This is a genomic window from Coleofasciculus sp., assembly GCF_046565525.1.
Classification (GTDB): Bacteria; Cyanobacteriota; Cyanobacteriia; order Cyanobacteriales; family Coleofasciculaceae; genus Coleofasciculus.
In genome coordinates, this window is record NZ_JBKHUP010000081.1 from 1 (window position 1) to 25,282 (window position 25,282).

26 protein-coding genes and 1 tRNA gene are annotated in these 25,282 nt (G+C 46.0%); 9 read left to right on the top strand and 18 right to left on the bottom strand.

The features are described from left to right. Window positions 1-262 precede the first annotated feature (262 nt). The gene (locus ACLGGO_RS25105; protein ID WP_446338972.1) at window positions 263-1,351 is read left to right on the top strand and encodes a hemolysin family protein; all 1,089 of its coding nucleotides are present in this window, start codon (window positions 263-265) and stop codon (window positions 1,349-1,351) included. 276 nt (window positions 1,352-1,627) lie between these two features. Here the strand turns inward: ACLGGO_RS25105 and ACLGGO_RS25110 are convergent, their stop codons facing one another. Continuing rightward, window positions 1,628-2,848, bottom strand: coding sequence for an L-lactate MFS transporter (locus tag ACLGGO_RS25110; RefSeq protein WP_446421324.1), 1,221 nt, complete (start codon window positions 2,846-2,848; stop codon window positions 1,628-1,630). Window positions 2,849-3,134: 286 nt separating this feature from the next. Beyond that, on the bottom strand, window positions 3,135-4,367 hold the full coding sequence (gene xseA, locus ACLGGO_RS25115; protein WP_446421325.1) for an exodeoxyribonuclease VII large subunit: 1,233 nt from the start codon (window positions 4,365-4,367) through the stop codon (window positions 3,135-3,137). Window positions 4,368-4,739: 372 nt separating this feature from the next. Between xseA and recA the strand changes: the two genes are divergently transcribed. Beyond that, window positions 4,740-5,825: a recombinase RecA gene (recA, locus tag ACLGGO_RS25120; RefSeq protein ID WP_446338705.1), complete on the top strand. Its 1,086-nt coding sequence runs from the start codon at window positions 4,740-4,742 to the stop codon at window positions 5,823-5,825. Window positions 5,826-5,900: 75 nt separating this feature from the next. On the opposite strand, the gene ACLGGO_RS25125 is transcribed toward recA, so the two are convergent. Next, window positions 5,901-6,653 (bottom strand): FHA domain-containing protein, encoded by a 753-nt coding sequence (locus ACLGGO_RS25125; protein WP_446421326.1) that lies wholly within the window; start codon window positions 6,651-6,653, stop codon window positions 5,901-5,903. 176 nt (window positions 6,654-6,829) lie between these two features. Continuing rightward, window positions 6,830-7,129, bottom strand: coding sequence for a DUF3493 domain-containing protein (locus ACLGGO_RS25130; protein ID WP_446358311.1), 300 nt, complete (start codon window positions 7,127-7,129; stop codon window positions 6,830-6,832). Between the two features lie 189 nt (window positions 7,130-7,318). On the opposite strand from ACLGGO_RS25130, the gene ACLGGO_RS25135 reads away from it, so the two are divergent. Both ACLGGO_RS25135 and ACLGGO_RS25140 read left to right on the top strand, forming a co-directional pair. After that, window positions 7,319-7,390, top strand: a tRNA-Thr gene (locus ACLGGO_RS25135). Window positions 7,391-7,852: 462 nt separating this feature from the next. Continuing rightward, window positions 7,853-8,494, top strand: a complete 642-nt coding sequence (locus tag ACLGGO_RS25140; RefSeq protein WP_446421327.1) for a hypothetical protein — start codon at window positions 7,853-7,855, stop codon at window positions 8,492-8,494. Window positions 8,495-8,953: 459 nt separating this feature from the next. On the opposite strand, the gene stpA is transcribed toward ACLGGO_RS25140, so the two are convergent. From stpA to ACLGGO_RS25175, 7 genes are all read right to left on the bottom strand, one after another. Continuing rightward, a complete protein-coding gene (stpA, locus tag ACLGGO_RS25145) occupies window positions 8,954-10,255 on the bottom strand; it encodes a glucosylglycerol 3-phosphatase (RefSeq protein ID WP_446421328.1) in 1,302 nt (433 codons plus the stop codon). A gap of 46 nt (window positions 10,256-10,301) precedes the next feature. Continuing rightward, window positions 10,302-10,856, bottom strand: coding sequence for an NUDIX hydrolase (locus ACLGGO_RS25150; protein ID WP_446421329.1), 555 nt, complete (start codon window positions 10,854-10,856; stop codon window positions 10,302-10,304). A gap of 82 nt (window positions 10,857-10,938) precedes the next feature. Then, on the bottom strand, window positions 10,939-12,252 hold the full coding sequence (locus ACLGGO_RS25155) for a homoserine dehydrogenase (protein WP_446334064.1): 1,314 nt from the start codon (window positions 12,250-12,252) through the stop codon (window positions 10,939-10,941). A 47-nt stretch (window positions 12,253-12,299) separates the two neighbouring features. Continuing rightward, a complete protein-coding gene (locus tag ACLGGO_RS25160) occupies window positions 12,300-13,811 on the bottom strand; it encodes an ATP-dependent DNA helicase (RefSeq protein WP_446334065.1) in 1,512 nt (503 codons plus the stop codon). 160 nt (window positions 13,812-13,971) lie between these two features. Next, window positions 13,972-14,277 (bottom strand): DUF7734 family protein, encoded by a 306-nt coding sequence (locus ACLGGO_RS25165; RefSeq protein ID WP_446334066.1) that lies wholly within the window; start codon window positions 14,275-14,277, stop codon window positions 13,972-13,974. A gap of 77 nt (window positions 14,278-14,354) precedes the next feature. Next, a complete protein-coding gene (locus ACLGGO_RS25170; protein WP_446421330.1) occupies window positions 14,355-14,948 on the bottom strand; it encodes a DUF3177 family protein in 594 nt (197 codons plus the stop codon). Between the two features lie 432 nt (window positions 14,949-15,380). After that, entirely contained in the window at window positions 15,381-15,605 is a 225-nt protein-coding gene (locus ACLGGO_RS25175) for a CP12 domain-containing protein (protein WP_446334068.1), read from the bottom strand. Between the two features lie 374 nt (window positions 15,606-15,979). Between ACLGGO_RS25175 and ACLGGO_RS25180 the strand changes: the two genes are divergently transcribed. Next, complete coding sequence (locus ACLGGO_RS25180) at window positions 15,980-17,242, top strand: FIST signal transduction protein (RefSeq protein WP_446334069.1); 1,263 nt, start codon at window positions 15,980-15,982, stop codon at window positions 17,240-17,242. A gap of 294 nt (window positions 17,243-17,536) precedes the next feature. Here the strand turns inward: ACLGGO_RS25180 and ACLGGO_RS25185 are convergent, their stop codons facing one another. Together ACLGGO_RS25185 and ACLGGO_RS25190 are read right to left on the bottom strand one after the other, a co-directional pair. Beyond that, the gene (locus ACLGGO_RS25185) at window positions 17,537-17,764 is read right to left on the bottom strand and encodes a helix-turn-helix domain-containing protein (RefSeq protein WP_446334070.1); all 228 of its coding nucleotides are present in this window, start codon (window positions 17,762-17,764) and stop codon (window positions 17,537-17,539) included. A 97-nt stretch (window positions 17,765-17,861) separates the two neighbouring features. After that, complete coding sequence (locus ACLGGO_RS25190; RefSeq protein WP_446334071.1) at window positions 17,862-18,089, bottom strand: helix-turn-helix domain-containing protein; 228 nt, start codon at window positions 18,087-18,089, stop codon at window positions 17,862-17,864. Between the two features lie 233 nt (window positions 18,090-18,322). Here ACLGGO_RS25190 and ACLGGO_RS25195 point away from each other — a divergent pair, with 233 nt between their 5' ends. Next, a complete protein-coding gene (locus ACLGGO_RS25195; protein ID WP_446421331.1) occupies window positions 18,323-18,490 on the top strand; it encodes a hypothetical protein in 168 nt (55 codons plus the stop codon). Between the two features lie 115 nt (window positions 18,491-18,605). Beyond that, window positions 18,606-19,034: a hypothetical protein gene (locus ACLGGO_RS25200; protein ID WP_446334072.1), complete on the top strand. Its 429-nt coding sequence runs from the start codon at window positions 18,606-18,608 to the stop codon at window positions 19,032-19,034. Here the strand turns inward: ACLGGO_RS25200 and ACLGGO_RS25205 are convergent. Then, window positions 19,031-19,276 carry a type II toxin-antitoxin system Phd/YefM family antitoxin gene (locus ACLGGO_RS25205; protein WP_446334073.1) on the bottom strand — a complete coding sequence of 82 codons (246 nt, stop codon included), beginning with the start codon at window positions 19,274-19,276 and terminating at the stop codon, window positions 19,031-19,033. The two genes, ACLGGO_RS25200 and ACLGGO_RS25205, sit on opposite strands and share 4 nt — an antisense overlap. Before the next feature lie 54 nt (window positions 19,277-19,330). Beyond that, a complete protein-coding gene (locus ACLGGO_RS25210) occupies window positions 19,331-20,437 on the bottom strand; it encodes a metallophosphoesterase family protein (RefSeq protein WP_446421332.1) in 1,107 nt (368 codons plus the stop codon). 292 nt (window positions 20,438-20,729) lie between these two features. Here ACLGGO_RS25210 and ACLGGO_RS25215 point away from each other — a divergent pair, with 292 nt between their 5' ends. Both ACLGGO_RS25215 and ACLGGO_RS25220 read left to right on the top strand, forming a co-directional pair. Next, the gene (locus ACLGGO_RS25215; protein WP_446421333.1) at window positions 20,730-21,224 is read left to right on the top strand and encodes a universal stress protein; all 495 of its coding nucleotides are present in this window, start codon (window positions 20,730-20,732) and stop codon (window positions 21,222-21,224) included. Between the two features lie 13 nt (window positions 21,225-21,237). Continuing rightward, complete coding sequence (locus ACLGGO_RS25220) at window positions 21,238-22,194, top strand: ribonuclease III domain-containing protein (RefSeq protein WP_446421334.1); 957 nt, start codon at window positions 21,238-21,240, stop codon at window positions 22,192-22,194. 74 nt (window positions 22,195-22,268) lie between these two features. On the opposite strand, the gene ACLGGO_RS25225 is transcribed toward ACLGGO_RS25220, so the two are convergent. From ACLGGO_RS25225 to ACLGGO_RS25235, 3 genes are all read right to left on the bottom strand, one after another. Continuing rightward, entirely contained in the window at window positions 22,269-23,345 is a 1,077-nt protein-coding gene (locus tag ACLGGO_RS25225) for a glycosyltransferase family 4 protein (RefSeq protein ID WP_446421335.1), read from the bottom strand. A 109-nt stretch (window positions 23,346-23,454) separates the two neighbouring features. Beyond that, window positions 23,455-23,799: a hypothetical protein gene (locus ACLGGO_RS25230; RefSeq protein ID WP_446421336.1), complete on the bottom strand. Its 345-nt coding sequence runs from the start codon at window positions 23,797-23,799 to the stop codon at window positions 23,455-23,457. 37 nt (window positions 23,800-23,836) lie between these two features. Continuing rightward, window positions 23,837-25,207 (bottom strand): DUF1800 domain-containing protein, encoded by a 1,371-nt coding sequence (locus ACLGGO_RS25235; protein WP_446421337.1) that lies wholly within the window; start codon window positions 25,205-25,207, stop codon window positions 23,837-23,839. Window positions 25,208-25,282 lie beyond the last annotated feature (75 nt).

Below are 25,282 nucleotides of genomic sequence, written 5' to 3' on the forward strand. Positions count from 1 at the left end.
AACAGTTGCTTTAAGGAGAAAACACGACACCCTTCAGGGTAAACGTCGTGTGCCTGGGAACTTGGGAAGACAATTAGAACTGTTTTCTCAGGATATGTGGAATGTGAGTTCCGCAGAATCCCCCTTTTAGAAAAAGGGGGAGTGTCAAGACCAACTATAAACGCTATACTATTGCAACCTCTGATGATACTCTCCCATACCCCCTGCCTGATATCCCTTAGTAGTTGGCTCAGATAGCCTTCGCCAACGTTTTGCTATTTTAATGATTGCCTTGCCAGTCCCGATTTACTTACTTGCGGCGTCAGACATCGGTCCTCTTTTGGGCAATGTTTGGCTTGATGTTACCGTGTTGGTTGTGATGCTTTTGCTTTCGGGTATGTTTTCGGGTTCAGAGACGGCAATCACGGCATTAGATAATCTTAAACTGAGAGCGCTGATCAAAGACCAAGGTGATCCCAGTGGTATATTTCGCCTAGTTTTGGAGAAGCGATCGCGGTTTATTACGACACTGCTGGTGGGAAATAATTTAGTCAATAATTTTTCGGCTATTCTCACCAGTAATCTTTTTGCCCTGTGGTTGGGTAGTGCTGGCTTGGGCATCGCCACGGCAATTGTGACGTTTATCGTCTTGATTTTTGGAGAAATTACGCCTAAATCACTGGCAATTAATAATGTATTGCCTGTTTTCCAGGTCGTCGTTCGCCCGATCTATTGGCTATCTAAATTTTTATCCTTTTTTGGCATTATTTCTTTTTTGGAAACCATCGCCCAGACCGCTATTCGCTTTTTTCAGGGTGGGATTGTGCAAGAGGGCGAGTCGGTAAGAGATCTCAAGTTAATGATCGAGGTGTTAGGGGGTAAAGGAATTCTCGATCTGGATAAGCATCAACTGCTGAATAAAGCGTTGATGTTAGACAACTTGAGCGCTCGCGATGTGGTTAAGCCGCGCATTGAAATGCGGACAATTTCCCACGAGGAAACCTTGCAAAATTTAGTCAATTTCTGTTTAGAGACTGGATATTCTCGGATTCCGGTTCAGGAAGAATCAAAAGATGAAATTGTGGGTATTGTTCACCTGAAAAAAGCCCTACAGTATTTAAGAGTCGCCCAACCTGAACAGGGCGATATCCCAGTTACCGCCGCCATGGACCCACCGATTTATGTGCCAGAAACCAATCGAGTGGCGACGTTACTTAAAGACATGTTACGACAGCGTTTTCATATTGCCATCATCGTGGATGAATACGGCGGTACGGTTGGATTGGTGACGTTAGAAGATATTCTAGAGGAACTTGTGGGTGAAATTTATGATGAGAGCGATCGCCTCGTTCCTACCCGTTTGAGAACATGAACTTAGCTCTCATTTTTGGCGAGTATAAAACATTAATTGTTCACTTTATACAGATAAGCGATGAGCCAACAAGAACTAAACCTGATTCTCGAAACGTTACATACCTTTTCTTGGCACGGGATGATTCACTGTATGCATTTATTTGCTCCAATGCTCAGCGAAGCACGACATGCAATTTCTGAAGCGGGAGCTTTTCTAAAGCATCATATAAACGGGTGATTCTTGGGCTGATCTTGCCTTAGGTCATCCGAACGCTATGTGCTTTCACGCTCCATGTTAATCCAGCTTCAATTGTGCAATAATAATGCCGATGATGGCTAAAATCGCAGTTGGATAGAAAGCATAGGTATAACTACCAAACAAATCCCGAATTTGTCCGATGGCTAGAGTTCCTAACAATGCTCCTGCTCCATAGGCAGTGAAAACCATCCCATAGTTCTTGGCATAGTCCTCCGGAGCGAACAGAATTAGAGTAGCTGTCGGTGCGATCGCTAACCATCCCCCTAAGCAAAGCCAGAACAGAGAAAAGGCAACCAGATAAGTCAAAGCTTCTCCCTCTCCCGCGTTGAGCATCAAAATGGAAGCAATCAGAATCAACACATAAGAGATCATTGCCGCTCCCTTTGGCTGAAGCCGATCCGTCAACCAACCAAAGAGGGGACGCCCGATTCCATTAAAAACGGCAAATAGAGAAACCGTAATCGCTGCGGTGGTAGCATCAAGTTTGATAATTTCCTGTGCTACTGGACTAGAAATCCCGATCGCAGATAGTCCGACAAAAGTGCCGATGGTGTAGCAAACCCAGAGAGTATAGAAGGAAGGCGATTTCAATAGTTCTCGCCGCTTATCTTTGGTTATTTCATTGATCCCTTTGGCAGTTCCTGTTTGGGGTTTCCATCCGACTGGGGGTAATTTGAGGGTCATTGAAATTACAAGGATAATTGCTGTTAAGCTAATCCCCAGAATCGTGAAGGTAGGAAGAACTCCATAAGCTACAATTAACGTTTTGGCTAGCGGTGCAGTCACTAAGGGAGAAAGTCCAAACCCGATCGCCGTCAATCCAACTGCCAATCCTTTGCGATCGGGAAACCATTTGGCTGAAACAGTCAGGGGAACACCATAGGCAATGCCAACTCCCGCACCAGCGATTACACCATAGGTAATCGTTAATGACGTGATATTCGTTGCTAGGCTGGAGAGTATATAACCAATTCCCGTCACCACGCCACCTATCGCGGTAATTTTGCCCACGCCAATCTTATCGATGTAAAATCCTGTAATTGGCATCAACATGGCATAGAGGACTAACAAGATAGTGAAAGGCAACACACTTTGGGTGGCGCTGATGCCAAATAAATCCTCTAGCGGTTTGCGAAAGATACTCCAAGAATAAACTGTTCCTAGACAGAGGAGAACCATCGAACCTAACGGGATTAGAAACCATCTGCCTTTTTCTGCTGGTAACCCAAAAAGGCGAACAGATTGCCAGTTATCCATAACCTCTCCTGCACATAGCGGATCTCAGCCTAAGCTTTCGATCAGGATATCAGTGGTTAGGTAGGAATTCTAGTAGGAGGTGTCAGCAGGTTTAGAGCGTCGGTTCATTATTAGCGGTTAGGGGTGGGGAAGAAGTAGCGAATTTTACCATTAAGCAATAAACCAAACTATTGGTCTCCCCCGTGCAAAAAACGCGAAGCATCCTCTGGTCTCCCCCTTAAAAAGGGGGACGGAAAGGGGATCTAAAAGGGGGACGGAAAGGGGATCAAGAAGGGGGATCAACAGGTCACGTTTGATCAATAATTTCTGTTACTTTAACCTTAATTTGCCCCTGAGCTAACTGAATCTGTAATTCTTCTCCAGGAACGACACTTGCCGCATTACGGGCAATTTTTCCCTGTTCGGTACGCACCACAGCATAACCTCGTTTTAAAACATTGGTCGGGTCAAGGGTGGCTAACTTTTGCCCCAAAAATTGGCAGTGCTGAGTAGCTTGACTTATGCGCCAATTTATGTTATAAGCTAATCGCTGTCGCTGCTGTGCGATCGCGTGTTGTTCCTGCTGTAGCTGTCGGTCAAGGGGTAAGCGTTGGAGACGGTTTTTGAGTTGGTGTAATTGGTTGCGGGAGATATCCAGATGATGAGTCACCGCCTCATGTAACGCTTCCTGACGCTGCTGATGTTCGCGCCGCAGTGTCGCCAACTCTGGCACTGCTCGTTCGGCGGCGGCTGTGGGTGTATGAGCGCAAAAATCAGCCACTAAATCTGCCAAAGATTCATCCCGTTGATGACCAATCCCAGTTAACACTGGAATCGAACAATTCGCGATTGCTCTCACCACTCGCTCATCATCAAAGCCAACTAAATCCTCCGATGCACCACCCCCTCGCGACAAAATCACCAATTCAGCCCTCCCGTCTCGCTCAACTCGCTCAATCGCTGCCACAATCGATTCGGGTGCCAAATCCCCTTGCACTTGTGCCGGAGAAAACAACACACATAACCCAGGATACCGTTGTCGCAGGGTGCGGCGAATATCCCCCCAAGCGGCGGCTTGGGGTGAAGTGACTACCGCGATTGTTTGCGGATGCGTTGGTAGGGGGCGCTTGTTTTGGGCATCGAATAATCCTTCAGCCTCCAATCGTTGGCGAATTTGGTTGTAGCGCAGCGCCTTTAACCCCTCTCCTCCCGGCAACGCCTGCCAAACCATAAGCTGGTATTGTCCCCGTTGCGGATAAATCCGGATACTGCCTAAAGCAATCAACTGTTCTCCGGATTGGGGGAGTTGCACCAGCTTACTTAGCACAGAGTTCCACACCACGCATTGAATGGATGCCTTGCCCTCTAGATCTTGCAGAGTGAAAAACATACCACTCCGATGGCGGTTCGCACTAGAGACTTCTCCTATTACCCAAACCTTCTGGAGTTGGGTATCCTGCTCTAACACCTCTTGAATATAGTCGGTTAACCCAGCAACCGAAAGGGTTCCCTCTGGAAGCGATGAATTATCATTTGTCATTTGTCCTTTGTCCTTAACTATATGCTCGCCCAGCTCGCCCAGCTCGCCCAGCTCCCCCAGCTCTCCCAGCTCCCTCGAACTTGCTGATTGACCCAACAGTGCTATAGTAGTACCTGTGTTCTATACTAGGGGAGAGGAAATGCTGTCAAATGTCTCTCTCCAGTCCAAGACTTGGGATCAAAACACAGTAACAGTTTGGCAAAATTTTGGCGTTGATGAACAATTTCCTGGCATTGACAAATTAGCATTTCTGTGATTTTGTTCCAAAAATCAGGTCACGTTAATCTCAACAGACAGTCGGCGTTAAAATAGAGCCAACTTTCTTTGTGCACCCATTCTCAGTCCATATCAATAACAGTTCTTGAGGCATCCATGGCTACCCCAATTACCAACAGTCCCGAAAAGGAAAAAGCCCTGAACTTGGTACTCAACCAGATTGAGCGTACCTTTGGCAAAGGTTCGATTATGCGCTTGGGAGATGCCACCCGTATGAAGGTGGAAACCATCTCCAGTGGTGCAATTACCCTAGATTTAGCCTTGGGTGGTGGCTTGCCCAAAGGACGGGTTATCGAGATTTACGGACCAGAAAGTTCTGGAAAGACAACCCTCGCCTTGCACGCTGTAGCAGAAGTTCAGAAGAGTGGTGGGGTCGCCGCATTTGTAGACGCTGAACATGCCCTCGATCCAACCTACTCATCGGCGTTAGGGGTTGACATTGCCAACCTTTTAGTATCTCAACCGGATAGTGGTGAATCCGCTCTGGAAATCGTCGATCAACTCGTGCGATCGGCGGCTGTAGATATTGTTGTGATTGACTCAGTAGCCGCCTTGGTGCCTCGTGCGGAAATTGAAGGCGAAATGGGTGATACCCAAGTGGGATTGCAGGCGCGTCTGATGAGTAAGGCGCTACGCAAAATTGCTGGGAATATTGGCAAATCAGGCTGCACCGTCATTTTCCTGAATCAGTTGCGACAAAAAATTGGGATCACCTACGGCTCTCCCGAAGTGACAACAGGGGGTAACGCGCTGAAGTTCTATGCTTCAGTACGCTTAGACATTCGCCGGATTCAAACGCTCAAGAAAGCCAGCGAAGGGGAATATGGAATTCGCGCTAAGGTCAAGGTGGCAAAAAATAAAGTCGCGCCACCATTCCGAATTGCTGAGTTTGATATTATCTTTGGACAAGGGATTTCCCGGTTAGGATGTCTGGTTGACTTGGCTGAACAAACAGGAGTGATTAACCGCAAGGGAGCTTGGTATAGCTACAACGGCGATAATATTGCCCAAGGTCGTGACAATAGTGTCAGGTATATTGAAGAGAATCCTGAAATTGCCGCGACTATTGAACAACAAGTGCGCGAACAGCTTGAGATGGGAGCTATGGTGCCAGCGAATTCCATCAACCCAGACGAAAACGAGGAGCAAGAGGAAGCACAAGAACATTTTGAGGAAGATTAGATTAGCGGTTGTTTAGCTTTATCGCAGATTCATCTCACACCATAATCTAGGTTTGGTGTGAGATGAATCGCCATTTTACGGGTTGGAAATTTGCCGACTGAAAAATCGATCTAAAATTTCTGAGCGTTGATGAGAGTTTAATTTAGGTAAAGCCGATTCTCCAGATAATTCTTCTAGCTGCGCTAGTTCTTGCAAAAATTGCGAGGTTCCTTTTTGATAGTCGCCTTCATTTCCTTTGACTTTCGCAGGTAACTCGAAATCTTCATCTGTGGCTTTTCTTTTTGAGGATGGGGAGGGTTCTGCGGAGGAGGAAACTTTGGAAGCTTTCAGTTTAGCGATAATTTCTGGAGAGGCGGAATCAAGCTTTTGGGTATCGTTGCAGATGAAAAAGTAAAAAGCCAAGGTGCTGAGTCGAATGCAATCGCCATCCTTAAGCGGTATATGCCCATGTACAGGTTCACCGTTGACATAGGTGCCATTTGTGCTTTTAAAATCGACCAGGCAAAATCCTTTATTTTGCAGATAGTAAATTGCCGCATGATGACGGGATAAGTGAGGATCGGGAATCGATATCGCCAATTGGCGATCGCGACCGATAGTCCAAATTCCCTGAGGTTGAAACAGGGTTTGGGTTTTCCCTTCTACCAGATTGGTCATCAGACAAGGTCGCTGACTTTGAATGATGCCTGTCACAAAACGAATTGTTCGGCTCGAGAACGTTTTATGACCGGTTTTCTCAAGCTGAAGAATTTCATCGAGTAGACCCCGATGATACTCGTAGAGCTTCAGGAAAACCTGGTATAGACCCAATCGTTGTTCGATTTCCATAAAACGAGCCGACAATTCCTAAACAACCTAATACCCATTGATGGGAACTTTAACATCCGGATTGGTGTATCGTTTCGGATGAACTCCACAGGGTTAGAAATTTTACCTGGAGATTAAAAGATCTAAGTAGGTTGGCTGTTGCCTCACAGATCTGTCGAGTTCAAGCCAATCTTAACCTATGGCTTACGCTCTGCCCGTTGTTCTAGGCGAAATAGCCAAATCATTAGGGCGACAATGCCAATTTGTAGCCCCAGATTCGGAAATGCCGTCGCCACTTCTCGACCCGCAATTAACTGTGCCAGGAAAACAAGCCCTCCAATAAAGCCAGAGGCACCAAATGCTACATAGATAAATTTTCTCAGTCCTCGGTAGGGTGCTTTTGCCTCAGCTTTGAGTCGAGCGTATTTTTCCGGACTCATCTGTCGGGATTTGAGGTTCGACTGGGGCTGGCGATTGTTTGGGGTGGAATGGGTCATGAGTTTCGTTGATCGTACCTCTCTAGCTTAATGGTGACATGACTATCCCCACCTTGGGCAGTGAATTATGCCAAACCTTGCTTTAATATAAAAAATGTATCTTTGGAGTAACCTGATCACAGGGTTAATGCCAGAGAAGGAAAAAGATGCAGTTACTTGTACTAAAGCTTGCTATAGTAGTCAAGTGATGCCGGTGTAGCTCAGTGGTAGAGCATTCGATTCGTAATCGAACGGTCAGCGGTTCAAATCCGCTCATCGGCTTAATGTCAAGGTACGGAAAATAGGAAGGACATTAGGCAGAGGAGCGCGAGCGGTAAGCGGGCATGGTGATCGCTCCAGTTAGTAGAATTTGACTGGGAGGAAGCGATCGCATCGTTAAAGGCAGGTCAGCCTGTGGTTCCGGTGTGGTTAGACCAAATTCATCAACGCCTCAATCAGAAGCTACAAGTTCATCAGACTGCCAGATGCGATCATACCTAAGAGGATGAACGTAGGCGATCGCATAAACTACATTCAATGCTCCTGCTGCTTATCAGATGGTGGGGGCTGTTTTTGTATCTGTTCCTGATGCTCTCTACAGCTTTTGTAAGTTAATCCATTGTGCGATCACACTTAGCACATACTTCGCCATCACTCCGGATCAAGTCTTGCAGGAGAATCTTAGGGATAATAGAGTGTGAATGAGTAGTTCCATAACTCATGGAAGAGTGAGAAGTGCAGCCAATGAACCTCGAAATTATTCGAGATATTTTTCAAATCGTCTTTTATGCAACAGCATCTACAGTTGCTTGTATAGGCTTATGGAAGTGGCGAGAAGAGTTAAAAGGCAAAGTTGAATATGAGGCAGCTAAACAGGCATTAGCTAAAGCCTACAGTGTACGCGATCAGATTCGGATGATCCAAAGTGCGATCGTGTTTCCTTCTGAGTGGGCAGGATATGAGTCAGCGGAGTACGAAACTGAAAGACAACGCAAAGTTAATGAAAGTTTTTTTGCTTATAGCCAAAGGTTCCAAAAGCTTCAAGACAAGGTTTCCGAGTTGTATCCAGCAATGGTCGAGGCGGAGGCAGTATTTGGGGACGAGGCAAGGGAAAAATTAGATGAGCTTATTGCCATGACTAGAAGACTTTGGGCTGCCATAGTTGTGCATCATCAAGGACTCGATCAAGGTAGGCAAAATCATCAGGTAGCATATAGGAAATTCTTCAACATCATCAATGGCATTAATGAGTTTGAAACTCCAGATATGGGAACGGATGAAGAACCAGTAGATGACGACAACTTCAAGAGAGACTTAGACGCTGCCATGCAGGAAATCAAAGAGTATTTCAGTCCTATGTTGGGTCGCAATCACCCCAGATTGTAGGAAATTTTGTATTACACCGCTAATCAATAAAAAATACTCCGCTCAAATATCTTTCTGATACTCCCCCATCTCCCCAAACGGCAAAAAACACCTGTGACACCAGCCATTAACCCAATGCGAAGGGATTTTAAACCTCGCCCCACAATTGGGACACTCCGACAACAACCGTAACGAATGCCTCTCACACCGATCCGTCGTCTTAAACTGCCACTCAATCCGATGACAAGGCACCTCCCCATAACACGCCCCACACAAGCGAATCGGAGTCATCTTCATCCCTACCCCCACAGGCGGTAACATCTCCCGCAACCTCCCAGCATCCACTTGAACCCCCCGTCGAAAGACATCTAATTTGTCAATACCCCTGTGGGAGTCGCTGCCAACGAAAAAGGCGTTGATAAGTAAGGGCGCACGTCTATGCGCCCCTACCCTATTAATGTTTGGGTTGGTGGCGTCATCCTATCGGTGATCACTCGCTTTTCTTTCTCGCGCTACCTTTTGAAAAAATTCATTGTACTGTTGATGACCTTTGTGAAAGACAAAGTTTAAGGTTAAAGGCTCATCGACATCGCGAACATCACCAGGACCTTCGAGTACAACAATTTCATCGCCAGAGGTTTCATGCTGACCAATTTTCACCGACTTGCGATTTTTGACTTCACCTTGGCTACTATCGATATAGACAATAATATTGCCTGTATCCAACTCACGACCAATCGTTTGAATCAGTTGTAAAAAGTTGCGATCGCTCCCGCCTCGGCGAACCATTAATCGTCCCTGTATGTCTTCCACAGAGCTATTTACTGTATCTCCAACGCCAATCATCAGTGGCATATCTTTTGGGTCAAAATTCTCTTTAACTAATGCCAATAATTCCTCTAATGTTTTTGGCGCTTGTCGCACATTAAACTCTTCCCCCAATGGATAGGAACCCGTCCGTTGAAAATAATAACGATTTAAAATCCCTAACACACCTGCTTCTTTAATCGCTCCTTGCAGCATAAATTGAAAATCAGTGGTTCCCGAATCCTGCCCTTGAGCTGGGCGCAATAGTTCCTGTCCATTTAAATCTCTGCCTAAGTTAGGAGCATAATGAACAAAAAACGAATCGCTTAATCCTCTAATTTTTGCCTCTTGTAACAGTTCTTGCATCAGATTTTGCATATCTTTTTGCAAGTCCATATAAATTTGAGGATATTCGCGTAGTTGGTCGTAAAACGTATTTAGATTCGCACTAGGGGACGCCTTATTTTCTAATACAGACGCCTGAATACAGTCCTCCAAATTTTCAATTTCTGCGGCTGTACTCCTTTGCTCAAAAAAGCGGCGTAACCGTCGTTTAATTATCTGGGGAACTTCGGCTAAAAACTCTAATTCTGCTTCACTCACACCAGGATGAGACACATTCCCTTGGCGGTCTTGCCATTGCACACCACCACCCGCTAAACCGGGGAGATACAAGCCTTTTGCCTTTACCTCAGCCGAATTACCAAAGGCGCGTTCAATAATACCATTAACTCCTCGTTCTCCAATATGTTCTCCATTCGTCAGGACATAAAAATGACCCTCAAACGCCTGCGTCGCTTTGACATAGTTTCGGTCAATCACTCGCGTTAACGGATCTTTCACCAGTCCCATACAGACGCCATCTAAATCTTGGATAATTAGGATATTTTCTACCTGGGTCAAGACATCGACAAGGACTTCCGTCTTTAACGATAAAGTATGCTCATGGGGAAGAAGTTGAGAAGAAGCACTCATTAGTAAATCGCTGATGACAAACAGTTCATATTTTATCGTTCATGGTTCATCGTTCAGCGATAATCCTCTGACTCTGCCACTCTAGCAGCACAGCACGACACTGGAGACAGGTTAAATCTTGCAGGAGAGAGTGGATTCCTGGGGATGTGGTGGGGTAGGTGGTTCCAAGTCGGTTAGGGTTCACGGCGACTGTGGCGTCAAGTTCAGCAACGAAACCATAGAGAGATTGGTTCGAGAAAGAGCTATTGATTGCCCAGCCTGTAGAATTGAGGGGAGTTAGGTTCGCGATCGCGTCTTCACAGACTCCTAATTCCTGGCTTAAGATTCCGGGAACGGCGGCGACGGGGGTTTGTTCAGGATTAACCCGTCCACCGGGAAAATCCAGCGTCGCTTCTCCGACACCAGGGCGATAAGTTGGTACAGGAAACAGAAATTTCCCCGCCTGAATCGTGATGATGACCACTGAATCAGCTTTTTCGACTCGCCAATAGTCAAGAATTCGCCCTTGGTCATCTTGTAGGCGTTCACCGATTAGGGTAAGCCAAGGGGAACGGATTTCCACGAAACGGTCTAGGGTTTGCCATGGGCGAGGTTTATTCATAAAACTTCACAGACAGACAGGGCGACCCGACCTAATTGAGTGGACTGGTGTTGTTAATTAGACCGAGCCGATCGCACCGATCCTACAGCACTCTCAAAACACTGGGAATACTATCAACCGCTTCTAACGCCTGAATTTCGGCTAATGCTTGGCGGAAGTTTCCTTCCCTGACATCATGGGTGACGACCACAATTTCTGCTAACTCATCCCGGAACCCAATTTGCACGACTGACTCTAAACTGACCCCATGATTACCAAAGCTCATACCCAAATGACCAATAACACTGGGTCGATCTTTAGTCATAATCCGGGCATAAAATCGAGTGACTAATTCTGAAATTGGGGAAATGCTGCAATAGTGTTGATGCACACAACTTAATAAGGGATGCAGGTGATGTGTCTCTCCCGCCGTTTTCAATACAGCCGCAATATTCAGAATATCGGATACCACCGCACTCGCCGTTGGACCAGAACCTGCACCCGGACCAAAGAACATGACTTGTCCCAAGGGTTCCCCTTCCACCAAAATCGCGTTGTAAACCCCATTGATACTCGCTAGGGGATGGGTTTGTGGGACTAGAGTCGGGTGAACCCTAATCTGTAGCATTTCTGATTCGGGGTCACTGGTGGGAACCTTCGCCTCTCGCTTGGCTACCGCGAGGAGTTTAATCACAAACCCTAAGTTCTGGGCGTAAGCGATATCGGCGGCGCTGACTTGACGAATCCCTTCACAGTAAACGTCTTCTAACTTAATCCGTCCCGCAAAGGCTAAAGATGCGAGGATGGCAATTTTATCGGCGGCGTCTAAGCCTTCGACATCGGCTGTGGGATCAGCTTCGGCATAGCCTAATTTTTGGGCATCTGCCAGAATATCAGCAAATTCTCCGCCCTCGGTTTGCATCCGGGTGAGAATGTAATTGGTTGTCCCGTTGACAATACCGATAATGCTGTGAATTTGATTTACCCCTAAGGACTGTTTCAGGGGTTGAATCACCGGGATACCGCCACCCACAGCCGCTTCCAGGAGAACATAGACGCCTTTTTCTTCGGCTGCTGTGAAGATTTGAGCCCCATAGCGGGCGATGACGGCTTTATTAGCGGTGACAATATGCTTACCGTGGGAAATGGCTTTGAGGATTAGCGATCGCGCAGGTTCTAATCCCCCTAGTAATTCGACGATAATATCAATTTCTGGGTCAGTAACAATCGACTCCAAGTCCGTGGTCATTATCGCGGGTGACACCTTCACGGATCGGGGTTTATCCAGCGATCGCACGCCGACTCGATGAATGTCAATCGTTTGCAGCAGGGGATTTCGACCTATGGGGTCTTGTAAAATTTTCGCTGTTCCCGTACCAACTGTTCCCAGTCCCAGTAAACCGATTTTAAAAGCCACAGCTATTATCCTAAAACTTTAAGCATTACAGAAAATGGGTCATCTTTTCACTCAAACCAACCGTCATCCACATAATTAATTTGGGCAAAGGGACTCAACGCTGATAGCACTTGAGTGCCGTAACTGCGATAGTTAACCCGATTGTCTAAGAGGGCAACAATCCCCTGAGAGTCTCGTACAGGTGCAACTGCCCGTTGTAATTCTCGCAACGCCGCAGGTAATAGAAATAAGCGAAACCAGTCTAAACGTCGCTGTTTGTAATGCGCCACTTTACCCGCAACCCAGGGAGATTCTAGGGAGGGTAGGGGTAACGTGGCAATAATGAGCAGTTGGGGAGAGGGTAAAAATTGCTGCTGAGAGCGCCAGAATTCCCAACCACAGACTAGAATACCATTCTCGTCTAGCTGGGTCTTTTCCACCTGAACTCGCGAGCCAAATTCAGCGGCTAAAACTGCCCCTAACTGGCTTTTCAGGGGGACATCCCCGACTAAGATGACGATAGGGGTTTTCACCTGATGAGTTGCCCCTAAAAGCGTTCGCACTTGTTGGAACAAGGCATGTTGGAATCGAGGCGTATTCGGCATTGGTAACCCATCGGGTAAATAAAGCTGAATCAGTTTACTGTGCCGATCTGGCGAGAATTTTAAGCAGGTTAATTCTCCTAAACCCAGTTGTTGACGGTAAACCGCAGCCGAAGCCTCCAAATCCAGCGCCGCGCCAATTAATACCACCGGTTGTTCTAACCAAATGGGACTGAGGGATGTTGCTACTTCTTTTGGTTCACAATACAGGGAAAACTGACCTTGCGATCGCTCAATAGCTGCCCAGGTAAACTGATTTGATGATTGCCAGCATTGCCAAAACTGTTTCCAGGCTGTTGGTAGATAGAAAGACTCCCCGCCATTTTCCGATTGTAAGACCTCAAACAACTCCTGGAGGACAGCTTGTTCGCCCGATTCTATCAAATAGCAATCGTAAGGATTTGCCGGATGCTCAAATAAGAGTTTAGTCAGCCGTACCCGCATGTCCCGAATCCAAGCCGTCTTTTGGGGATGGGCTAACATCAGTTCATGCCAATGCTGGGGCTCAATAGTACTCTTAAGTTGATCGCGCACCCAGTCTTCTAAATCGTCAGCTTGGTCAATGAGTGTGGGAATACCTGGAGGAAACTCCCTTTTTTGCGCCAAGCGATCTGCCAACCACGCTTCGGGAGTGGTAATCAGCAGTCCTTTAAAATCCTCATCTGGGAACGTGTCGCCAACGTAAATCGCCTTATTCGTACCCATCCATTCTTGCAAGCTGGGAATTTCTACCTGTAGCAGCCACTTTTGGACTGACACAGGCGCAACAATAATCACGGGTTCTTGCCATATTAAGGCAGGTGCCAGGTAACTCAGACGATAGAGTCCTTGGGTACTTCCCGTTTGAATTAATGCTGAACGCCCCAAGCGCAAAGCCCGCGCTACCAGCCGCGCCATTGTCAAATGGTGGGGCCAGTTGGGTTGACCTTGCTCTCGCAGAAAGGCACGTAGAGAGGAATGGACTTCTACTTCAATCACGTTAATCTCGTGGAAAGAAAGTTCCCAGAACTATAGACAGCTATTCTCATCTTGCCTCAACCTGAGGATGAGTTACTACGACTGGATTTTAGAACTTATCTAGTTTGACATAAGAATCGGGTATTAGGTGTAGCTGAGGTCTTGCACCAGTGCGTTAATCCTAAACACCAGCAGCTACCAACAACTGCTGCATCGCCTCCCCAGTTAACCCCTGCTGAATGTAACGAGGCGCATCCGGATTATAGGGACTGGCGACGCGATCAATCTTGACAATTTCCGCTTCTGGTGGTAATACAGGCACATCTGGATCGAAAGCAGTTGGACGCATCAACGAACTAGAAAACCCTTTGTAAATAGCAATCTTATCCTCTTCGCCAGCAATTTGAGCGGTAATGAGTAAAACTTCTTGAGGATACTTAATCGTGTATTGTTCTAAACGCTGCCCAATAGAATTTCCTTGGTTCATGGTTGATTGGGGAAGGGGTGATTGGGGAAGAGGAATTAAAAACTTTTAGCTTTTGACTTATCTGTCCCTGTCTCCTGCTACTGTTCCATAGCAATTCGTCCCTGTTTCCCTAAGCGAATCAGAACGAAATAGCTCAAGTACAGAACATAAGACAATAATCCGACAATGCCAATAAGACCCAAAAATTGAGGAGAAGACTCAGGATGAAAATATTGTTTAAACAACCAGGGGGGTTCTAGCCAAACTCTACAGCTAAACGTTTCCGCAGCCTCTGGAGTAAACGCGCATCCTAGATAGGGAATACTCCACAAGACACCAATTCCACAGTAAATAGTTATTGCCCAGCGCCAAGCCGTCAGCGTAAGTTTCAGCGGGTTAGTCGGTTGATCTTCAATATCTTCATTCACATCCACCCAGAACCAGAGGGAGATGGGAATCAGAATCCGGGCAAACCAACCCGATATAAAACCAATGGGCCACGAGGCAATCATGACATAAACCGTAATTGCCAATAAACTAGACACGCGCCAGTAGATAATTAACAGGCGCACGATCGCATCAGCTTTTTTAACAAAAGCCCATACAATTAGGATCAGGGGAATCAACACCGTAAATAAAACGGCTAACCGATAGTCTGTCCAGACTAATGCTTGCAGCAGTTGATCGGGCATAGCTAGTAGCCGACGAGTTCCTTTGGTTTCACGTTAACAGAGTGACACCGCGATCGGTTCACATCCCAAATTGTACGGTAATGTTGCCATTTCCGCTTCGGTAACATCATTTACGGTTGAATACTGACACTTTGGCACTCTCCCAGGCTCCAAGGTAGGGAGCAAGGTGGCAAAGTAGACTAGTGGAAGGCGAGGATTTTACCTACCGTAAGCCTGACTTATTAAAGTCTTTTTCTATGTAGAACCCTATATCCTAGGTTGTCTTGGTTCAATTGACTTGGGGCTTGCGGTTAACTTTAAATTAATCAACCCTTGTACACCATTATATTATGGCGATTCATCTCACGTCATAATTTTCAATTTGATGTGAGATGAATCGCCTATTTAGCTGAATTCATCCATACAGAATCGGCAGGGATAGCCGATGAAGAGTCATTCGTCGTAGACTCGGCACTCATCTGCATCAGGATTTTCTTCGCAATACTTCTCGAAGGAGGTTTTCTTTGTGCCTTGTTGCCTCTGGTGTGATGCCTCAGCTTGTAATTCTTCTACAGAATCCCAAGCTACCGCACAGTCTGGGGACTCTGCGCCTTGAGAATCACAAACAGCTCTAGCTTGCTGACGTTCCCGATCAATTTGTTCTTGAATATCACTCATTGACTACTTTCCTTGTTTCCTGATTACTGCACTAATGTATTGTACAGAACGCCTATTTATTTTGTGTTGACCGTCCCTGGATATATCCAAGTCGGTGCTTATAGGTCTTTAGGATTCTATGGTTTAACGTTCAGCACAAGCCGACACGCTGTTTACAATTCTACACGATCTGCCCAACTACCGGAAATAGGTATTGGGGATTGGGGAGGTTTTGACATTTACCTACGAGGGCATGGTGCGTGAGTTAACTCCCCATATCCCTCATCTCCCTGGCAGCAGTCCCTTGGGAGTTAGCCGAATTGGAGTTATCATAAGGCTTTGATTAGTAGCCAACCTGAAAAACACCCTACCCAGGGAAAACCGCAGTAGAACTCATGGCAAATTTGATGAAGTGGGTCAATGCCTTATCAACTCGTCCGTCCTTGGAAACAGCCATCGTCGAGGTGGTAGATCGTCTGGGACAATCGTTGTCAGTGCCTGCGGATTTGGGTCTGGTGTTCATCTCTTCCGCTTATGCCAGCGAGTATTCCCGATTAATGCCTCTGCTACAAGAACGGTTATCCGTACCCGTGATCATTGGTTGTGGGGGAGGTGGCGTGATTGGTATGAATGCCCAAGGTCAACCCCAAGAAATCGAAGCAGAACCCGCTCTCTCAATCAGTTTGGCAAGTATGCCAGAGGTTTCAGTACGGGCGTTTCATATTCCTGCAAGTGCCTTGCCTGACTTGGATAGTTCACCCAATGCTTGGGTGGACTTAATTGGTGTTTCCCCCCAAGAGCAACCCCATTTCATCTTATTAGCCGATCCCTTTTCCTCGAAAGTCAATGATCTGTTACAAGGGTTAGATTTTGCCTATCCCGGTTCAGTTAAGGTGGGAGGATTAGCCAGTGCCAGTGGGATGGGAGTTCAGAGTGGATTATTTTATCGTGATCCTGAACAATGCCCTGAGGGTACGTTACATCGAGAAGGTACAGTCGGCGTGGCGTTGAGTGGGAATGTGGTACTCGACCCCATTGTCGCCCAAGGCTGTCGCCCCATTGGTCAACCCTATCAAATCACCAAAGGCGAACGAAACATTGTACTGGAACTAGCCGATAGTAATGGAATGAGCTTCAGTGAGGCTGAATCCCAGCCGCCGTTAGTCGTACTGCGCGATTTAATTCAAAACCTGAGTGAGAGCGATCGCGAATTGGCGCAACATTCCCTATTTATTGGCATTGCCCGTGATGAGTTTAAGCAAAGTCTCGGTCCTGGGGATTTCCTGATTCGCAATCTGTTGGGTGTTGATCCCAGACTGGGTGCGATCGCGATTGGCGATCGGGTGCGTCCTGGTCAACGGATTCAGTTCCATCTGCGAGATGCCCGAACCTCTGAGGAAGACATAGAATTACTTTTACAGAATTATCAAAAGAAAGTCAATCCCACCCCAGAAACGGCGGGTGCATTAATGTTTTCCTGTTTAGGGCGGGGTCAAGGATTGTATGGGAAACCCGATTTTGATTCCCAACTCTTGTGTCGCTATATCAATAATATTTCAGTTGGCGGTTTCTTCTGTAATGGCGAGATTGGACCCGTAGGCGGGAGTACATTTTTACACGGCTACACGTCAGTATTTGGCATTTGTCGGCAACCTTAATTAGCAAGAGGAGGCGATTGAAATCGCAGCTACGCAAACAAAGTCCGCCTGCGCGGACTTTGTTATAACGGGGGTAGCTAACTCAGATTTGGTATCAGATGTTAGTAGGGTGGGTTAGGCGGGAACTCAATCGGCAAAATAACTGTTTAATTCAATATCCGCCGTAACCCACCAACAACGATATTTGGCGCTGGGATTTCGGTTCCTCAAGGGTGCAGTCGAGTACCTGCAATAATTTCTGATATTAGTCAACCCTAATTTTAGAGGAGTGGGATTTTTGGGTAAAACCTGCTTTCACTGCTCATTTGGGCTAAACGCTTCAACGAGTTCCTCAAGAGTGCAGTTAAGTACCTGTAATAATTTCTGAGTTTGCTCTGGAAATAAACGTGGTCTTTGTCCTCCTGTCTCCCATAGAGAAACAGTACCAACAGTGACATCCATCAAAATTGATATTTTCCGTTGGGTTAAGCCAGCACGCTTCCTCAAGTACGCAAACGTTATTGATTCTTCTTCGTTTGCCATTTGGCATCCTTGTTAACTTTAGGTTGATCAGTATTTTTGGACAAGTATTAGTCAACCATTATGTTAAAGAAGTGGGATTTTTGGGTAAATCCGGCTTTCACGGCTCATTTCGGCTAAACGCTTCTACGAATTCCTCAAGGGTGCAGTCGAGTACCTGTAATAATTTCTGAATTTGCTCTGGAAACAAACGTGGTCTTCGTGCGCCCGTCTCCCACTGGGAAACAGTCGTAACGGTTACATCCATTGCAATGGAGATCTCGCGCTGGGTTAAACCCGCACGCTCTCTCAAGTATGCAAATGTGATTCGTTTTCCGTCCTTTACCATGTCATATTCTCATGTTTTGTAAATTGAAGCAAATTAGTTGACAATTTTAAGTTGACTTAATTAATATGGACATGGAAAAAGACAGGCGAATCGAGGAGTCGGCTTAGACCTTCGATTAACTTGTCCATTTCCTTCACCTGTTAGGACTCGCAAACCTAACGTTTACCCTATCCATTGGCTAGCTAGCCCAACAGTTAGTTTAGCCATTGGCTAGGTTTCGTCTGGCTGTCTAAATGCCTTACGCTGGCTTACATCCTATCTTATATGACCAAAAAGCGATGCCGCAAAAGGGCGATCGCACTCAGTCTATCCATACATACCCTATGAGGACATTCAACGCAAGCTCGGCACTCGCTGTCGCGCCACAATTTGCTGCCATTCGCGCCGTTCTCCAACCCTAGGGTGATTACCTGCGCCAACGCCGGAAACGGTCAGCTTGTAACGTTTTCACAGCCTTTAATCCCGCCCGAAAACGATGACCCATCCACATATTCAAAAATTAAAATCTAAAATCCAATGACTGCTTTATTTCGCCGTATTAACCCCGCGCAAAAGTTCCGCATCACCAAACGCCAAATCGCCCAATTCCTGGGAATTTCCGAATCCCTAATTGTCAAAGTTGAATCCTGGCTTTATGTTCTATTCGTTCACCGCTTGGACAAAGGCGGACAATTTATCAGTTATCGCCAGATGGAACAATGGAAAAATGCCGTAGCCTGTCACCTGCAAAAATGCTCAACTTGGGAACAGTTAGAACATCTGTGGATTGCTATTAAATTTGATCACACGAAGCATCAAAAACAATATGTCGCCTCTGTCTTGCCATTCCTGGACAAAATTAGGTTGAAATGTCTGGAAGCCATTTCCCCAGAGTTAACCGTTGCCAAGGTGCAGGTCTATGATAGTCTATTAACGTGCGATCGCACCCTGATCTCTTGTGGCTAAAGACGCACTGACGTAGGTGTCCAGAATTCTTCCGGTAAAGGCTGATCAAAATCGTCACTTGTCCAGATTCCTCCAGCATGTAATCCCGCTATGCGTCGTGGGATTGATGATGCGATGGGTACGAGACGGGCAAGGGGAGTACTACCTTCGGTCAAGACAATCTCTGTACCTCCCCGTACTAGAAACAATAACTCCTGCAAATTTATCTGTGCTTCATGCACATCAACCATTTTTGTAGACATTAACTGTTCTCCTAGCTACAACTCAGAATAACCAATCGCGTCCACTCCACAAACTCATGACTCCAGGAGTAATGTCGTGTGATTATCGATAAAAGCAGGTTTCCCATTACTATCCATCGCGCTAAAGGTTTGGAAATAGCGGCGGACAAGGGGTGGAAAGTCAGGAAAATCAAAACAGGCGTCACCCACAGCAATATCTGCCCAAAAGTCGCGTAGACTGGGGGCAAGTTTATCGGCGTCGGCTACGGGTAAACATAAAGGAGGGGCGGTAAGTAACTTTACCATAAACGGATGAGAGCGATCGCCCATCCATTTCCGCGAAATTTCCGGCAGATTTTCCCAACCGGGTACAGATGTGATGTGATGGGATTCTATCTGTAACCAGCGATTCCCTCGGTTATCGGTTCGCAATTCTAAGACTCGGTAGGGATGGGGATAGCTGACTAATGATCCGGTGGTAATATCGTAGATTCCCTGGTGATAGGCGATATCCTGGACATGAAGATGACCCGTAAAGATTAAATTCACCCCAGCCGCTTTGAGCAGATTTAACAGGGTAGGGGCATTATCCAGCATATAGCGGCGTCCCAAGGGATGCTTCGCTTGATTCGGTAGATGTTCGATGACATTGTGATGTACCATGACCACAACCAACTTATCCTGGGTTTGAGAAAGTACATCCTCAAGCCATGCCAATTGCGGTGCATCCAGACAACCCACTTGCTTACCCGTCTGGTCAAATTGGTTGGAATTTAACCCAATAAGCTGCACACCGGGGAAAATTTCATGGGTGTAGTAGAGTTGGTCGGGATTATCATAGCCAAATTGATCATAGTAGTGGGGAAAGTCTTTCAGTCCAATCGAACGTTCGTCCGGTAATAGCGTGGGGACATCATGATTACCAGGTACAACGTAAACCGGGTAGGGTAGCTGGGATAAGCGCCTTTGTAGCCAGTCATGGTTAGTCGGTTCGCCGTGTTGGGTTAAATCTCCTGGAAGCAGGATAAAATCTAGATTAAGGTGTTCTAAATGATTGAATACTAGCTCTAGAGCGGGGATACTGATTTCCACTAAATGAAAGCGGGTGGGAACATCCCATAAGGTTTTAGGCAGGGCGATGTGTAGGTCGCTGATCACCGCAAAGCGGGCATTTAAACTCATGAATTTTTTCCCTCTCTCAGCCCTTGTTTTCCAGGTTGAGTGTCGGACTTGTATTGGTTACAACACTTTCTGTGAAAAGTGAGATGTCTGTTGCATCTATGTTTCACAACAATTAATTATTGTGTTTCTTTTTGACCTAGATTCTGACACAATTGCTAGATTGGAATGAGCTTCCATAAGCTAGCTCCTTGACGAAATCGAATCGAGCAGCACTATCCTGAGTTGAGATTCATTATACCATTGTCAGAGGGGTAACAACCTACTATTTACCAGGGTTTTGGAGGAAATGGTTATGTTTGAAAAGATGCTTGTTGCCATAGATACCTCTGGTATGGGTGACCCTGTTTTCGATCAAGCCCTAGAATTAGCCAAAGCGGTTAAGGGTCATCTATTACTGTTGCACGTTCTGTCTCCGGAGGAAGACACGAGTCCGGGTATGCCAGGATTTGCTGAGGCGGACTATTACCCGTGGCGATTGGATGATGTGAATATCAGCTACCGTAAGCAGTGGGACGACTTTGAAAGCGAATGTCTGGAGATTTTGCGATCGCGCACGGCTAAAGCTACGGCGGCTGGTGTCATGGCTGAGTTTACCCAGGTGCCAGGAAGTCCGGGGGAAACCATCTGTAAGGTGGCTAAGACGTGGCAAGCTGATCTAATTATCATTGGTCATCGGGGTTTGTCAGGGCTTTCGGAGTTACTTTTGGGGAGTGTCAGTAATTACGTTCTCCATCATGCCCCCTGTTCCGTCCTGACGGTGCAATTACCTGTTGTTAAAACCTCTTAATCTTTTAAAACTGATGGAATGGAATCCTGAACCTGTAGAAAACCAAATCAGTATTCAATTCAAGCATGGTGATACGCTTCGCCTTGCTTTAATGCATCGCTCTTATGCGGAGCAAATTGGAGAATATGAACAGAATAACGAGCGATTAAAATTTCTGGGGGATGCCATCGTTAATTTGGTGATTACTGACTATTTATATCACAACTGTCCCTATTTAGAGGTCGGTAATTTCAAAGGCTTACGGGACAAGTTAGTCGAGGGACAACGGTTAACTAAGCTGTGGTATCAACTGGGATTAGGCGAAGGGTTTCCGTTTCTGGGACTGACCCAAGAACGGCATCGCTTGCGTTTACAAAGCCACAATCCCTTTGAGGAGGCATTGATAGCGTTAGTTGGGGCGATTCATCAGGATCGCGGGTTTTCTCAGGCGCGGAATTGGTTGGTTAAGCAGTTGGTTGCGCCGTTACTGGAGCATCATTTAAAAAGTATAAAAGAGCGTTCATCTCCGAATAAACAGTTAAGGTTTCTGGGAGATGCGGTATTTAAGGGGGTCGTTGCTAATTATTTGTATGGCTATCTACCCCATGTTAAAGTTGGTAGTTTAAATGAGTTGTTTAAGGAATTAACGTCTAAGGAGAATCAAGCCGACTATATCAATCAAATCACGACTGAGGAGTTGACGGCGCTGAATTTGGGGAATGAGAAAGATTTAGGCAAATCATTTAAGGCATTATTAGCCGCCGTTTATCTGAATCGGAGTGCTGAAAATGATAAGCGGGGCTTTGCGGAAACCGAAAACTGGTTTGTTGAACGGTTTGTTGATCAGGATCAGGTTTTAAGGAAGGCGATTCGTTTACTGATGGAAGATGGTAAGTCGCAGAAGTGGATTGTACGGTATGTTATGGGGTATGAAAGTAAGGATTATCATGCGGGGAGAGAGCGGTTTAATGAAGTGATGGAAGTCGGTTAGCCGCATAATAAGTCTGGAAGAACGGGCTTTTTCAAACGTCAACGATGCGGGCGTTGATGGCGAAGACAGCGCAACTACCAGCCCATTAAAATATCGTACAACCACTGTTCCACGCGATCGCACATCGCCTGTGTTGAGTATTTCGCTTCCGCTTGTTGACGACAGGTATCGCGGTTAATCCTATCCAACCCGTTAATCGCCTCAACCAATCCCGCCACCGAATCCGGTTCCACCAAAAACCCCGTTTTCCCCTCCTCGACAATTTCCGCCGGTCCACCGCGACGGTATGCAATCACCGGAACGCCACAGGCGAGGGCTTCTATTGCCACATTGCCAAAGGCTTCCACCCAACGCGGCGTCATTAATAATCCCCGACATTGGCGTAAATGCTGCTGCATTTCACTCGTCGAGAAAAACCCTAGATAATGAATTGGCGCCTCTGGGTAATCCCGCAAAATCTGTTGCCAATACTCCTGATTTTGCAGCACTCCCATAATTTTCAGGGGAATCCCCGTCATCTGAGACGCCGCCACTGCATCCTCTAACCCCTTTTCTGGGGCAATTCGCCCCACCCATCCTAACCACGGTTCAGGTTCTGGACAAAAATTATAGCATGATAGATCAATACCATTACCCAAACACCGACAGCGATCGCCAAATGTAAACGTAGCCGCCTGTGCATGAGAATGAACCGCCACTGTACCCGGAAACGCCATCACCACTTGCTCAATTATCTCATCCATCGCTTCTGAGATAGAACCCATACTCACCAAATGGGCAATGGGACGAGTAAAAAATGGTGTTAAATAAAAGGGCAGCCAATCATAAGCAAAGTTGAAAATTAAATCATACTCGAATTGCACTTGCCGTGCATAATCCCAAAACCCTGCTAAAACCGAAGCGGGGGGAATAATAATCGGTGTATCTCTTGCTTGGGTTTGAGCGCTGGTTTGTAAGGTTCCGCTAATTTCTACCAGGGGCATACCCCAACCCGTAGACCCTTGGGTTGCTACAATAGTCACCTGATGCCCACGTCTGACTAAATCGCTGGCAACATTCCGCAACGTTAATTCAACACCGCCCGTCAATCCTGGACCCAACGGACCTACTGGACTAGAAATCAGCAGTAATTTTAGAGGGTTATCTTTCATTAAATTAGGAATTTAGTAAGCAGAGAACCTGATGCCCTCAACGACATTATTTTCAAATCTTACAGTTGCAGAACTGACTTTACCAGAAGCGGCATCTAACGTTTTATCATCATAATTCCAAGACTAACATTATTCCACATAGAAAAAGAATAGATACAGCGATTGCCGGAATCACGAGCCTAATTGTCTTTTTTATATACTTTTGTATCCGCCGTTGTTTTTTCCGTTTTTTTTCTATTTTTCGGACGGCTTTTTCAACAAAATGTGGCGGAATTCCTGCTTCTGAACATATTTGTTTTAGATCCGCTAAGGAGTAACTTTTATTCGCTTCAGACTGTAAACGAGCCGCTTCTAGTAGCACCTCGCCTACCCGATCATCAGGAATATATTTAATGTCCTTTAGACAGTCTCTAGTTGCCTTGTTATTCCTTTTTCGATATGACTTATTCCCCATATTTTCTCCTTGACTGTTACTGAGTTTAATTGAGCCATTATCGATACATCAGATCGGGACTTCCTAAAATCAAAGCTGCCCGTAACTTTTCGGGACTATTCTCAATCTCCTTTTTAGTTTGGGCAGAAATACTATCACCCAAGGTATTAAGAAGTTGACTCGCATCCACCGATTTATTATCACCCAAGCCTCCTTGAGCTATCGTCGTTGCCAAACTAACCCGCTGTAGCATCGCATCGGGACTCAACCAAGCCTCTTGGGTATTTTTATAGCCCTCAGGAGTGGAACAGTTGTAAAGGGGCATACTCAGTTGATTTAACATACCCGAAATCCGCTTTAAATTTGGCTCTTTTGTCCCCGTCGCCCGGACAGCGGAAATAATATAGTGATAGGGAGTCTTAAATTTACGACCATAATTATTAGCCTGCAAAAATTCAGGACGTTGGAAAAGAGTTTCTAAGACAGCCCGAATATCCCCCTCTGTCTGCAAAAATTCCTTAGCCAGTCCCTTGACTAAACCGGAAGGCGGCTCATCGGCGACAAAATATTGGGCAAGTTTATAACTGATATAACGGGCAGTTGCTGGATGGCTAGCCAAGCTATCGATAGCTTTTTCCACTTCAGCCACACCATTGCCTTTAATCCGTTGACCCAGAAGTACTTTATCACTATAGTCATGGCGGTTGATATCAAAATAAAAGCCATTGCTATCCCCCTTATTTCCATCCAAATCAAAACTCCATCCGGTTAAAATATGAGCCAAGGCAATCACATCATCCTGAGTGTAGCCGCCATCAACACCCAAGGTATGAAGTTCCATCAATTCACGGGCATAGTTCTCATTAATACCGCGAAATTGACCCTTAGCACCCGGACTATTGGGTGCAGTATTTCGCCAGTTATCTAAATAAACCAACATCGCCGGATGATGAACCGTTGCTGCTAGCAACTCACGAAAACGACCCAAGGAATAAGGTCGAATGGCTTGCTGTTCATAGACACCAACCCAGAAGTGAATTTCACCTTTTTTGGCAAAAACATTAAAGTGATTAAACCAAAAATCTACCATCACCTCTTGCAATTGCCTCCGACTCGCGATCGCACGCAGTAATCGAGCTTGTATCGCTTGCTGCAACGGTTGTCTAGCTTTTTGGTGAGCTTTCTGACGTTCCTCCTCTGAACGCTGTTCTTGGTTGCGAGGTTTATACTGTCTGAGTAACTGAATAGGAGTAAGTTTGAGAGTACGCCACTGATCAAGCTGGCGAGTTATTTGGGGAGATTCGGGAATGGATTCCGGCGAAAGTTGAGATTGAATATAAGCATCAATCCCTATCGATTGAATTTGTTCAATCTCACCGGGACGAAGACCAAAACTGAGACGATTTAGAATATGGAGTAATTTTTTCATTTGTCAAATAGTTATCGCACTTAGTCGGGGCGGGTTTATTTACTATGAAGTGCAAAGGAAACGACAGTAGTAAAA